This is a genomic window from Marinicella marina (assembly GCF_030065545.1).
Classification (GTDB): Bacteria; Pseudomonadota; Gammaproteobacteria; order Xanthomonadales; family Marinicellaceae; genus Marinicella; species Marinicella marina.
In genome coordinates this window covers 133,352-146,407 of the sequence record NZ_JASJNC010000003.1, presented here as the reverse complement: position 1 = coordinate 146,407, position 13,056 = coordinate 133,352, and the positions used below count along the sequence as shown (strand labels likewise).

12 protein-coding genes and 1 pseudogene are annotated in these 13,056 nt (G+C 43.5%); 3 read left to right on the top strand and 10 right to left on the bottom strand.

Going from position 1 to position 13,056, the window contains the following annotated elements:
- Window positions 1-22: 22 nt before the first annotated feature.
- Window positions 23-337, top strand: a complete 315-nt coding sequence (locus QNI24_RS05605) for an Mpo1-like protein (RefSeq protein WP_267175457.1) — start codon at window positions 23-25, stop codon at window positions 335-337.
- Window positions 338-406: 69 nt separating this feature from the next.
- Here the strand turns inward: QNI24_RS05605 and prmC are convergent, their stop codons facing one another.
- The 6 genes from prmC to QNI24_RS05575 all read right to left on the bottom strand — a co-directional run bounded on the left by prmC (window position 407) and on the right by QNI24_RS05575 (window position 5,999).
- Window positions 407-1,246: a peptide chain release factor N(5)-glutamine methyltransferase gene (gene prmC / locus QNI24_RS05600; protein WP_267175458.1), complete on the bottom strand. Its 840-nt coding sequence runs from the start codon at window positions 1,244-1,246 to the stop codon at window positions 407-409.
- A gap of 20 nt (window positions 1,247-1,266) precedes the next feature.
- Complete coding sequence (locus QNI24_RS05595) at window positions 1,267-1,788, bottom strand: hypothetical protein (protein ID WP_267175459.1); 522 nt, start codon at window positions 1,786-1,788, stop codon at window positions 1,267-1,269.
- Window positions 1,789-1,801: 13 nt separating this feature from the next.
- Complete coding sequence (locus QNI24_RS05590) at window positions 1,802-2,350, bottom strand: RNA polymerase sigma factor (protein ID WP_267175460.1); 549 nt, start codon at window positions 2,348-2,350, stop codon at window positions 1,802-1,804.
- Window positions 2,351-2,355: 5 nt separating this feature from the next.
- Window positions 2,356-3,930 (bottom strand): ankyrin repeat domain-containing protein, encoded by a 1,575-nt coding sequence (locus tag QNI24_RS05585; RefSeq protein WP_267175461.1) that lies wholly within the window; start codon window positions 3,928-3,930, stop codon window positions 2,356-2,358.
- A gap of 106 nt (window positions 3,931-4,036) precedes the next feature.
- The gene (locus tag QNI24_RS05580) at window positions 4,037-5,329 is read right to left on the bottom strand and encodes a HAMP domain-containing sensor histidine kinase (RefSeq protein ID WP_267175462.1); all 1,293 of its coding nucleotides are present in this window, start codon (window positions 5,327-5,329) and stop codon (window positions 4,037-4,039) included.
- Complete coding sequence (locus tag QNI24_RS05575) at window positions 5,313-5,999, bottom strand: response regulator transcription factor (protein WP_267175463.1); 687 nt, start codon at window positions 5,997-5,999, stop codon at window positions 5,313-5,315. The genes QNI24_RS05580 and QNI24_RS05575 overlap by 17 nt, the downstream gene beginning before the upstream one ends.
- Before the next feature lie 328 nt (window positions 6,000-6,327).
- Here QNI24_RS05575 and xrtH point away from each other — a divergent pair, with 328 nt between their 5' ends.
- The gene (xrtH, locus tag QNI24_RS05570; RefSeq protein ID WP_267175464.1) at window positions 6,328-6,864 is read left to right on the top strand and encodes an exosortase H; all 537 of its coding nucleotides are present in this window, start codon (window positions 6,328-6,330) and stop codon (window positions 6,862-6,864) included.
- On the opposite strand, the gene QNI24_RS05565 is transcribed toward xrtH, so the two are convergent.
- The 4 genes and pseudogenes from QNI24_RS05565 to QNI24_RS05550 all read right to left on the bottom strand — a co-directional run.
- Window positions 6,865-7,152 (bottom strand): Hpt domain-containing protein, encoded by a 288-nt coding sequence (locus QNI24_RS05565; RefSeq protein WP_267175465.1) that lies wholly within the window; start codon window positions 7,150-7,152, stop codon window positions 6,865-6,867. It lies immediately after the preceding gene.
- A complete protein-coding gene (locus QNI24_RS05560; protein WP_267175466.1) occupies window positions 7,152-9,443 on the bottom strand; it encodes an Ig-like domain-containing protein in 2,292 nt (763 codons plus the stop codon). Before QNI24_RS05560 ends, QNI24_RS05565 begins: the two co-directional genes overlap by 1 nt.
- A gap of 167 nt (window positions 9,444-9,610) precedes the next feature.
- On the bottom strand, window positions 9,611-10,306 hold the full coding sequence (locus QNI24_RS05555; RefSeq protein WP_267175467.1) for a DUF3379 family protein: 696 nt from the start codon (window positions 10,304-10,306) through the stop codon (window positions 9,611-9,613).
- Window positions 10,303-10,827 (bottom strand): annotated as a pseudogene (locus tag QNI24_RS05550) (sigma-70 family RNA polymerase sigma factor); the annotation flags it as partial. The pseudogene QNI24_RS05550 and the gene QNI24_RS05555, both read right to left, overlap by 4 nt.
- 160 nt (window positions 10,828-10,987) lie before the next feature.
- Between QNI24_RS05550 and QNI24_RS05545 the strand changes: the two are divergent.
- On the top strand, window positions 10,988-13,048 hold the full coding sequence (locus QNI24_RS05545) for a S9 family peptidase (RefSeq protein ID WP_267175468.1): 2,061 nt from the start codon (window positions 10,988-10,990) through the stop codon (window positions 13,046-13,048).
- Window positions 13,049-13,056: the final 8 nt, after the last annotated feature.

Here is a 13,056-nt window from a genome sequence, read left to right as displayed (position 1 = left end):
GTACTTATGGTAAACTTCAGAGATGAATGATCAGTCAGAACAGTTTAAATCTTTTAAGGCTTTCTATCCGTATTATTTAGCAGAACACAACAACGTTACTTGTCGAAGGTTGCATTTCATTGGTTCTACGCTGGTGCTTCTGATTCTGTTTGTGGCATTGTTACAAAAGCAGTACATGTTATTGCTGCTGTTACCTGTTGTCGGTTATGGTTTTGCTTGGATTGGGCACTTTTTCTTTGAAAAAAACAAGCCAGCCACCTTCAAATACCCCTTGTATAGTTTCTTGGGTGATTGGGTGATGTTTTGGCAAATCCTTACGGGTAAAATAAAATTTTAAAGCACCGTTTGAAAAACCATTATCAACCATAAGGGCATTAATACCTTTTGAGTTTTGTGTTGTGAAAAATCAGTCTGGTGATTTCTTACCATGGGTGATGCGGTCATGACCTGCTAAATCCTTAACGGTTTTAATCTGTATTAACCCTGACTGGCTCATGATTTCTGAAACCGCTTGTTTTTGTTGCCAGCCGTGCTCAAAAACCAAAAAACCTGAAGGATTCATGTGACTCAGCGCTTTGGCACAAATGGCTTTATAGTCCGCCAACCCCGCATCATTAGCAATCAGAGCTGTGCTTGGCTCATGTTGTAATGCCACCAGGTGTTCATCGTCCGCAGCAATATAAGGCGGATTACTAACAATCAAATCAAATGTTTGTTCTTTGATGGCAGAAAACCAATCAGATGTTTTGAAGATGACGTTTTCAATGGCACAATTTTTGGCATTAAGCTTGGCTGTTTCAATGGCTTGTTTTGAAACATCTACGCCGATAACTTCGGCTTGTTTGAATACCTTAGCCAAAGCCAAAGCGATGGCGCCACTACCAGTACCTAAGTCGAGGATATTCCGCGGCTGCTGTGGCAACAACTCAATACAAACCTCAATCAAAATCTCAGTATCTGGGCGAGGGATGAGGGTGTGCTCATTGACAGTTAACTCTAAATCCCAAAATGCCTGTTTACCAGTGATGTAGGCCAGCGGGTAACCTTGCTTGAGCTGTTCGAACCATTGGCTGAGCTGCTTTAAATCCGCACCATTCAATTCCTCGTCAGAGTGGGTGTATAACCAAGCAGAGTCACGTTGTAGCAAATGACTCAGTAAAAAGCGCAGGTCAGAAGCCGTTATGGCTTGGTCTAATTGGTTGGGTTGGTTGCTGTGTTCAGCAATCCAGTGTTTAATACTGGTCAAGAAATTGAATTGATTAAATTTTAACCAAAACTGGCATCAAACAATTGGTCTTTCGATTTTGATTGACTGGTGCTGTCAAAATTACCGCGACTTAATTGGTCGGCAGGGCCTTCAAAGCGAATGTTATTGATTAAATCATCAGTGCTTTGAACCGTCTGATAAGTCATTGTGTCCATGGTGGTGGGTGCGTTTAACTGCGAAACCAGAGGCAAAGCAAAAGCAAATGCAACGGCAAAAGCAGCGGTCGCCATGGTGGTTTTCAAAGGCGATGAAAAGCCCAAAAGTTTAAACCATGATGATTGTGATTTTTCAATGGAAGAACTGACCACTTCAGACCAGTGCTTCAAAGCAAAAGATGCTTTCATACCCTGAGCTGCTGTGTGGTCATTGGCAATTGCCTCAACATGATTCAAGCGCGTTGGTGATGCCGCTGCGCTAACCAAACAATCATCAGCATCACTGGATGTGGTGTTCGCAACAGTTTGGTTTTGAAATAAACCAGCCAATTGTCTTTCCGATAATTTAATGTTTTTTGAACTCATGTTTTTCTCAAAATCAGTTGATGTCGTAATCAATATTCAGCTGGCTTAATTTATCCTTTAAGGCACCCATACCTCGTTTTGATAAATTTTCAGCTTTGTAAAAAGGCCATCCTGTGATTTCAGCCATCTCTTTTACAGAGTAGCCTTGCAATCGCAGTTTGACCGCTATCCTGCGGCTTTCAGGCAATGATTCAATTGCTGCCAATACTTGTTGTTGAACTTCTGCACCAAGGATTTCCTGCTCAGGCTCAATCGTTTCACTGATTAAGTCATTTTGGTTGCCTTCATGTTCATCATTTTGATTGGGTAAAGAAACATCCTGGTTGTAGCGCTGGTGTTTCCTGGCCAAGTCAATGATGACATTTGCAGCCGTTCTGTATATATAAGACGAAAGGTTTTCAATTTCTCGGTCACTTTCAAGCACTTTTATCAAACGAATAGAAACTTCTTGGTATACATCATCTGCTGTCACACCCAGAATTTGGATGTTTTGGCTGTAAACCGCTTTTTCAATTAAGTGCTGGTGCTGGCGAAATATGTGATCAAGTTTTTTTCTGTTCACGGTAACTACCAAGCTTCAATATAAGATAAAAGCACACCATTGGTATTCATCAATCCGTGTTTTTTGGCATATTGTATGGCGGTAAAGCCATCGTGGTTAACCAGTTTAGGATTGGCGCCTAATTTCAAGAGTTCATGTGCTATGGTGGCGATTTGAACATCATCTACTGCGTATTTTTTTGATTTTGCGGCACCACAAATCACATGCAATGCTGAGTTGCCTTGTTTGTTTAGGGTGTTGATGTCGAGTCCGAATTGATGAATCAGCCTGAGGGTGCTTTTGGCTTTTGCGGTGTTGCTGTAATATTCTGCTGCAATGGCCACATGATGGTACAACGACATGCCCAAATCATCGGTGGTGGTTAAATCACCACCAGCATCCACTAACATACTGACCGCTGCTTCGCTCCATTGACTGGCTGCCAAGGACAAATAAGGGTAACCACCTGGACCCTTGCCGTTGGCATCAGCGCCGTGTTTCAGTAATAACCCCACCAAGTTACCAGAATTACTGATGATGGCACTGGATAATGCAGTGCTGCCATTTTTAGAGTGATGTTCGATATTGGCGTGGTTTTGAATCAGGAAAGATGCCACCGCACGGTGGCCCTTGCCAGCTGCATGAATCAAACCAGTACAGCCCCGTTGATCAATGCTGTCGACGGGTACACCTCGATTCAATAGTTGGCTGATTTTACCTAAATTACCATCGGCAATGGCATTGAACCACTGTTCATCATTGGCTGCATCAACGGTATTTTTTGTGGTAATTTTGATGGTGGATGCGAAGTTAGCTTGATCGTTGATCAACTGTTGTTGGTTCAATGTTTTATCTTCCTTGGGGGGCGTTGGTTCGGCGCCAAATAAGGGCAATTCAATTTGCTTGTCTGCTTCAATTTTGCGCACAAATAACTTAAATATTGCCGAATGTTTTTTTTCAGCCACTGAAAATGCTGATTTTCCGTGCTTGTTCTTCACTGTAGGGTCGACGTCGTAACTTAATAAGGTTTTGATGACGCGGATATTGGGACTGGCTTGTTGCATGGCAATTGATAGTGCATTGTCACCTGCATCATTACAATGTGTGACATCTACATCATGTGCCGCCAGCATTTCTATGATACTGATAGACTGGCTTAAAACAGCATCTAAGAAAGCGTTCATGCCAGCTTTGTCTGTTGCTGCTGCATTATCGCCATGTTGGAGTAGGTACTTAACTTTTCTTTCATGCCCTAATAAACAAGCTGTCATCAAAGCGGTGCGTTGGTTTTTATCGACCACATCTAAGTCTGCTGTGTGGCTGAAAACCAATTCCACACCTTGCGTTAAATCTTTGTTGTATTGGGTCGCAGCTATCATCGCTGGACAGTCTGAATGAACGGGCAAAATTTGTTGTTCCAGCAAGTGTTTAGCAATCCTCCACCGGCCGTGTTTTAAGGCCACGTTCAACGGTAAAAATTCTTTTTGGTTGATGTCCTCGATGGCCAAGCCCTGTTCAAACAATTCTTGTACTTTGTTCAACTGGCCTTTTTTGCAAGCAGACATGATTTCTTTGGCGGTATCGGACAAATGATGACTCATTTTAAAAAGCACCCATGGCCAATGTTTTCGTGGTGATAGGACTTTATCAACCTTATATTTGAACTGTCAGGCTTCAAATCCATGTGATTCATGTTGTTTGCTGTATTTAATTGAAAGTTAAGGTTGCTGATAAACCGGTGGTGTTATTTTGTTTTATCTCAATGTTCCAATTATACAGGTCACAAAGTCTTTTGACGATAGCTAATCCCAATCCTGAACCTTTGCTGTTTGATTTACCGACGCGGTAATGTCGATCAAATAGTTTTGGCAGTTCAGATTCAGTCACACCAATGCCTTCATCCTCAACTGTGATACTGTCCTTGTTGATGATGACATGCACCGTTCCCTCAGTGGTGTATTTGATGGCATTGCCGATTAAGTTGCTTAAAACCACAGAAACCACAGATTCTGGTGCTTTAACTTGTAACCAATCGTTTTCGGTGATTTTGGTTTTAACAGGTTTTAATTTCAACGTTGGCTCAAAGCCTTCTATGATGGTTCTGATGATTTGGCCTGGTTGTGTTCTCTCATGGCCAGGGTGTTCTTTGCGCTCCTCTCGTGCCAGTAATAACAAAGTTTCGGTCAATTCGGTTGATTGTTTGGTGGCCCGTTCAATGCGGTTAATGCGATCCAATTCTTTGGCTGATATTTTTGGGTTTGACTTGATCAGTTCAACAGTGCTTTTAATCACTGTCAATGGGGTGCGCAATTCATGGCTGACATCGGCATTGAACTCTTTGTCTCTGATCACATAGTCGGTGAGTTTTTGCGCATAGGCATCCAGTGCCTTAGCAACTTGTCCCACTTCATCATCATGGAAATAGCCGGCCAATGGTTCTAAATGGGTGTCTGCGTGTTGTTTTTCTAATTTAGCAGCTAATTTACTCAAGGGCTTGAGGGCTTTGGCCGAGACATAGTTGGCCAAAATATAAGCCAGCAGTAAAAACACCAAAAACATCACGGCGAAAGCAATAAACAGAGTTTGTGGGTTGCTGTCGATGTGTGTGATGTCATTGCGTACAAAGCCCCAGACAGGTTGATTATTGAGCTGGTGTCTTTTATTCACCGCAACAATATAGGTTTTGCCGGCTTCACTGAGTACATGCGTGCCTTCTTCCAAGTCTCCGTAATGCAAAGGTAAATTGGTATGGAATTTGCTCGGCGTGGTGATAAAGGCCTCAAAGGTGGTCGAGACCTGTTCATTTTCCACCAAATCCGGGTCTGAACTGAGTTTAAGCATATAAGCATCCAAGTCTTCTTGAATGGTCTGTGCAATCAAATCATTTTGCAGGTATTGTCGAATGCTCAGCGAGCTGATGGCAAAAAGTATGGTAAGTAAGGTACTGAAAGCCAGAAATGCAATGATTATCCGGCTTTTGATGCTACTCCGAAAGTTCATCCGGATCAGATACGTGATAACCTATTCCATGTCTGGTATGAATGAGGTTTTTATCAAAAGGTTTATCAATCGCCGTGCGTAAACCGTGGATGTGCACCCTGAGTGAATCAGAGTCGGGCATTTCCTCGCCCCAAACTTTCACTTCCAATTCTTCCCTGGGTACCACATAGGGGCTGGATTCCATCAGGATTTGTAGTAATTTGAGTCCAGTGGGATTCATCTTTATGTCTTTACCTGCACGTTTTACCGTTAAACTGTCCAGATTATACTCTAAATCAGCCACTGTCAGTTTGCGATTGAGGTTTTGTTTCTTTCTGCTACCCAGTACCATCACGCGTGCTTCTAATTCCTGTAACGCAAACGGTTTAACCATGTAATCATCAGCGCCAAACTCAAAACCTTCTAGTTTTTGTTCTAGGGTGTCGCGTGCGGTTAGCATGATGATTGGCGTGTTCTTTTTGGCATCTTTACGTAATTTTTTACATAAATCTAAACCATCCATGCCAGGTAACATCAAGTCCAGTACGATGACATCGAAATCATTGGTTACAGCTAAATGCAATCCGGTGATGCCATCACCAGCATAATCAACGATGTGGTCACGGTCTTCAAAATAATCGACAATGTTCGCAGCAATGTCGGTATTATCTTCAACAACTAATATTTTCATAAAATTCCTATTTTTTTAAGTGACGTTTTAAATTATTGTTCTATCTCAGCTGCTCATATCAATGCCATTGTGGGTGACAAAATGATATCAGCTAAAAAAAATCCCAAGGAGTTGGTGTACGCCTTGGGAAAGTTTCTGATGCCCGGATAATAGTCAAATTCATTTGGAGAACTCTGACGTTAAATACAGTGTACTAACATTTCTGTTAAATTATCGTTAATCAAGAATTAATAGATTGTGAATCACTCGATGCATGTGGCAAAACTTATTCTACATTGAAATCATTTGCTAAAATTAAGCCCCTTTTGCCTTACCCACAATTAAGAGTATGCTGAGATTCACCTTGTTATTTTTTACCATCATGGTCAGCTTGTTTCTGTTGGAAATCTATGAGCCAGTCAGGCAGGCTGTTATTTTGCCTTTCACTGGCTTGATTGCTGCTTTCAGCTCTTGGTTGATTCAAATCTTTGATGCCAATGTCATCGCAACTGGCGATGTGATTCGCGACTCAATTTCGGGTTATGCCATACAAATCGCCCCCGGCTGCAATGGTGTAGAGGCCATGATCATTCTGTTGGCAGCGATCATTGCTTTCCCTGCACCGTTTTTTTATAAACTCAAAGGTTTGTTCTGGGGTTTTATAGCGATTCAAGCTTTGAACATGGTTCGCATCATTTCACTGTTTTATTTGCTGCAATGGGACCGCAATTGGTTTGAGTTTTTCCATCTGTACTTGTGGCAAGCATTGATTATTCTCGATGCGCTGGTGGTGTGGCTGATTTGGTTGCGTTATTTGCCCAAAAAAGATAAGCCTGAAGACGTGGCTGGACGAGATCAAGCCGATGTTGAGGTGGCTGAAACCTGATTAATTGGCACTGTGTTTTGAGTCGTTGATATGCGAGCTCAATAAAGTCAGCAGCTGCTGACATTTTTGCTCAACTGCAGGATTGATGTTGTGGGTTTTGAGAATCAAATCTTCAATTTGTATACACAAAGCACTGATTTGGTCGAAACCATAACTGCCGCTCGAGCCAGCCATTTGATGAACCAAAACAGTCAAGGCTTGGATGTCGGAACACCCAAGCGCTTGGTTAATCTGTTCACTTTTAGTTGTGAATGAAGCCACATACTTCTGTTTTAATGCTTCGTACATTAATCCAATACAGTGATTGTGACTGTGGCTGTTGCTTCCTCAATACCATCGGTTATGGTGTAAGTGAAAGTGGTGGTACCACACCAATCTGCTGGAGGAACATACGTTAAGGTGCCATCAGCATTGACCTCTTCTACGCTACCAATGGTTCCTGCTGTATCGACCGAAACCAGTGTCAAGTTGTCACCGTCTGGGTCAAAATCATTGCTTAAAACGTTGATGGTGGTGGCATTGTTCATGGTAGTGAAATAGGCATCATCAACAGCAACTGGTGCTTCATTGGCTTCGTTCACAGTAATGGTGACGATGGCTGTTGTGCTGGCGCCATTGGCGTCAGTGACTTTATAAGTCAGTGTTTCAGTTCCAATAAAGCCCTCATTGGCGGTGTAGGTATAGTTGCCACGGCCATTATCAACCAAGTTACCATTAGCGGGTGCTGAAATCTCGCTGACGGTCAATTCACTGTTATCGCCATCAGGATCACTGTCATTATCTAGTACAGAGAAATTGACTGGTGCGGTGCCAAAGGCACTGACCGAATCGTCCACAGCAACTGGAGCCAGGTTATTGACGTTGATGGTAACTGTGGCGCTGTCACTGCCGCCTTCGCCATCAATGACCGTATACTCAAAAGAGTCGGTACCAACAAAACCTGCATTGGGTGTGTAGGTAACCACATCGCCGTTATTGACCACTGTGCCGTTGCTCGCTGCACCGACTGATTCAATAGTGAGGACGCTACCATCATCCGCATCGCTGTCATTATCCAACACACTGATAACCACGCCAGATGAGTTGCGACCGATATTAACCACATCGTCATTGGCCTCTGGGTTGGCATTCAAGAAGATAATTTCACCCAAAGTGGTGTTGGTTTCAGTTTCTTGGTATTTGTATACGTCGACTGTGCGTTTGTGTTGAGCAGGGTTTCTCAAGGCGCGATTGATCCAAGCTGCCGGCGCATCCACTTTGCGTTTGATCCATTTCATTGGCATGTCTTCATCGGCAATTTCAGGCTCAATAAAATCTTCCTCTATGGTTAAAAAGGTTATTTCTACACGTCTGTTTTTGGCTTGATTGGGCCCATGATTGTCATAGGCAGGCTGTGATTCACCCATGCCTTTGGTTCTGATGATGTCGGTATCGATGCCGTTGTTAACGAAAAATTCTTTGGCACTGGCTGCTCGTCTGGCAGACAGGTCCAAATTATAAGCATCAGAGGCTATGTCACAGGTGTGACCAACGATGTTGATGCTGCTGGCCAATTCAGTGGCCATGATTTTCTCAACCAATGATTTTAATTCGGCTGCTGCATCGTCCCTGATGAAAGCTTTGTCTAGATCGAAAAAAGCCATCGAGGAAAGGTCAACTTGGTTTTGCACCACTTGGCGGTTTTGCGCTTTGAGTTGGGCCAAACGTTCTTCGTCGACCACTTGGTAATCCTCATCAACAGTGGTCGGCTTGTGGTTCTGGCCAAAATCATAACGGTACATCAAATTAGCCCGGGTGTCGTCTTTGTCGGTTTCAAAGTCACCTGACTTTCTGATTTGTTCAACTGACAAAGCCAAGCTGTGGCCGGTGTTACTGAAATATTTTTCCAGGTTGATGCTGGCAGTTAATTGATCTGAGTCGAAATCACCTTCTTCATAATCAAGACCACCGGTCAGACGCACCAAGTTATTTTCAAAGAACTTACCGACTCGACCGCCAATGCCCCAGTCGTAGGGATGCTCATAGTTGCGGATGATGCTTTCTACGGTTTGTGACTGAACAAAGTCCCGACCATCTAATTGACCAAATATATCACTGGTTACTGATGATGATGTTTGGCTGGTTAAGCGTGAGCCGGTAATGGCACCGCTCAAGTTAACATTCCAAAACTTATCACGCGCTTCTGCACCAAAGCCCACTGTGAATTTGCGGTCATCAAAGGTGTTCTGATCGACCGCAGCAAAGTATTTCCAAACACGAAGGTTTTCTTCATTGTTAATCAGGTCGGCTTGCTCATCAGCACCCGAAATGCGGTGATAATCTAGTTTTAAACCACCGGCGCCATCTGATAACCAGATTTCACCCATCCAATTACTGTGCCAGCTGGTGTTGAATGATTTGAGAAAATCACCAATGATTTCTCCGTCGTTATCGATGCCAATTCCTAAGCGGGTGTCATCACCGGCATAAGCATAATTGATTTGATCTTCGGTACCTGATACAGATCCTTGGTTCTGTGCGCCGGCGGCTGTGGTAGCCATGATGGCCAGAGCAGCCAGCTTGAATGTATTTTTTTCCATAAAACCCTCGATTGAGAAAAAGTGTACAAAATGCATTTTAACAACGAGAAGTGGCAAAGTCATGGCAATTCTCTGCCATTTAAATATTTCTTACATTTCCTTTGTAGCTAGGTTTCAGGCTCCGAAACCTGCATTTTGGCAAGTATTTCGGAACCTGGTTGGGATAATTACTGGATGGGTCTGAGGGTATTGATCAAAGCTGTTTCGATTTGTGCAGTACTTTCATGCGGCCTGGCAATGATGGCAGCAGAGCCTTGCTCTAAAGCCACAATCTTGCCTTTGAAACCATCCATTTGCATGTCGAAGGCTGATTCAATGGGTGAATTGGGCATGTACAGCACGGTGATGGGTTGATTGAAATCATTCATAAAGACCATGCGGGCGCCTTTGCCATTGAGAGTGGGACATAACTTCATGAAATGCACATCACCCAAATCGCCGTCTACGGCAGTATTGATGCTGGCAAACAAAGGCTGCAGTTCATCATGGGGTATTTCTTCATCCGACATGTATACCGTTGGTTCCATCATCAAGGCTTCATTGATGAACCTTTCCAGTTCGGAGCTTTGGTTGTTGTTTAAAAAGAACAGACCAGCACCAATCATCAGTACAGCCGAGGCGGCCACAGCAAAAAACTGATTGCGCAGGGTGTTTTGTTTGTCTTGTGCTTGTCTGAATTTTATGTGCTGAATGTTGTGCTGAGGCACAGGAATTTCCAGCGCTGCCTTGATTGTTCGCTCCCTCTTCATGGCTTCTTGATAGGCGCGGTAACAGCGGGTGTCGTTGTTTTTTGCAGCCAAAAAGTCAGGGTCTTTTGAGTACGGATCGGATGCCAATATTTGTTTAAATTCAAAGTAGTTCATAGTTTATTACCTATCTTGCTTTCCCTGCTTAAGTGTGATGTGAGTTGTTTTCTGGCTCTGAATAACTGTGTCATTACAGCACTCGAGCTGATTGCTAATTGTTCGGCTATCTCATCACAGCTGAAGCCACCAATGACTTGCAAAACCAATGGCTCTGCATATTTTGGCTCAAGCTTCATCATGGCTTCTCTGGTGATGTTGATGTCCATCAGTTCATCAGGGGTGTGTTGAGTCTGGTCTTCCACTTCAACAACCATCTCATCCAAACTGTTGGTAATGGGCCTTTTCTTTTCAAACTGCCGTGCAAATTCACGACGCAGGATGGTAAAAATCCAACTTTTGGCGGCTTTTTCATCTTTCAAAGAGTCAATCGCGCGCCAGGCACGTAAATATGACTCTTGTACCAGGTCTTTGGCCATCTGTTCGTCTTTGCCTAACCAGTAAGCAAACCGATAGAGATCCTCGTAGTAGATGCCTAAGAGCGCATCAAATTTTCTTTCTTTCATGCTCATGGTACTAAAGACCTGTTCTTGGCAGTTTCATTACAAAAAGTCATCATAAAATGCAGAAATTTTACAACATGCATTATATGATGCTTCTCATATTGAGCGCCTCGGCTTATTCAATTGGGTCAGATACCAACAGATGTGCGCTTTAAAATTACCAAATTAGAGGATAAAAATGCCTAAATCTCAGCCGCCTAAAGCGCCAATTAGACCACACAAATTCACCATGCACGGACATGAACGTGTTGATAATTACCATTGGTTGCGGGATGATTCACGCAGCGACAAGGATGTATTGGCCTATTTGCATGCAGAGAATGACTATTATGATTCGGTCATGTCTGAGAGTAAGACTTTGAGTGAAAAGTTGTACCAAGAAATCATCGACCGCATTGTGCAAAACGACGCGTCAGTGCCATACCAATTGGGCCAATATTGGTATTACAGTCGTTATACTGAAGGTAAGGAGTACCCCATCTATGCGCGAAAAGCAGGCGATATGAATGCTGCTGAGGAAGTGTTGCTTGATGTCAATGAGTTGGCAGAGGGGCACAGTTATTACAGCTCGAATAATCAAAGCATCAGCCACAACCACCAAATTTATGCCTTCTCTGAGGATACAGTCTCTCGCCGTCAGTATGATTTACGGTTTAAGAATTTAACCACCGGTGAAATGTACCCTGATGTGATTAAAAACACCACCGGTGCCATGGCTTGGGCCAAAGACAACAAAACCATTTTTTACACCAGAAAGCACCCAGTGACCTTGTTGCCTTACCAAGTCTATCGTCACCAGTTAGGTACGCCAGTCGCTGAGGATGTTTTGGTTTATGAGGAGCAGGACAACACCTTTTATGTGTCAGTCTACACCTCCCGTTCACAACAATACATCATGCTTTACACCGGAGCGACGACTCTGACTGAGATGTTTTATTTACCCACAGATGAGCCTGAGGGCGAATTCAAGTCGGTCTACCCAAGAAGCGAAAAACATGAATACACGGTGGAAGACTTTAAAGGCGATTGGATCATTGTCAGTAACAAAGATGCATTGAACTCAAAAGTGATGCAGGCGCCGATTGGTGACTCAGCTGATATGTCACAATGGCAAACATTGGTGCCACATGATGATGAAACACTCATATATGACGTGGAAACATTCAAAGACTGGCTGGTCATAGAGCAGCGCCGGGGTGGCCTGCGACATTTGAAAGCGATGAATTGGCACAGCAAGGAAACAAAAATCATTCAATCTGATGAAGCGGCTTATACCATGAGTGTCGCTTATAACCCGCAGCAGAACCATAACAAACTCCGTTATGACTATGATTCATTGACCCAGCTGAGTAGTGTTTTAGAAATTAACTTGGATTTTGATGATAAAAAACTGTTGAAACAAGACAAAATCAATGGCGCTTACGAACCAAAAAGTTACCAGTCAGAACGACTTGAGGTAGCTGCCAATGACGGCGCCAAGGTACCGGTTTCATTGGTGTATAAAAAAGGCTTGGGCGAACTCAAAGACAGGCCTTTGTTGGTTTATGCTTACGGTTCTTATGGTTCCTCGATTGATCCTGCGTTTTCATTGAGTCGTTTGTCGCTGCTGGATCGCGGTTTCATTTATGCCATTGCCCATGTGCGAGGATCCCAAGCCAAAGGCCGGCAGTGGTATGAGGACGGTAAAATGTTTAACAAGAAGAACACCTTCACAGATTTCATTGAAGTGACTGAGGGGCTGTTGAAACAGGGTGTCGGTGATACCAGGCGGGTTTATGCTTGGGGTGGCAGTGCCGGTGGTTTATTGATTGGCGCTGTTGCTAACATGCATGGCATGCTGTATCACGGCATGATTGCTGCGGTACCTTTCGTTGATGTGGTTACCACCATGTTGGATGAGGACATTCCACTAACCACGGGTGAGTTTGATGAATGGGGCAACCCCAAGAATAAAGATGCCTATGATTACATGCTGTCCTACTCGCCTTATGATCAGGTCAAAGCACAGGACTATCCTAACTTGTTGATTACAACAGGCTTACATGACTCGCAAGTGCAATACTGGGAACCTGCTAAATGGGCGGCAAAATTACGTGAATTGAAAACCAATGATAACCTGGTGTTGCTGAGAACCAATATGGAAACCGGGCATGGTGGTGCTTCAGGTCGTTTCTCGTACTTCAAAGAAACCGCTCAAGATTACACCTTTTTATTGAATTTAGCAGGTATCAAAGCATAACGCTTTGA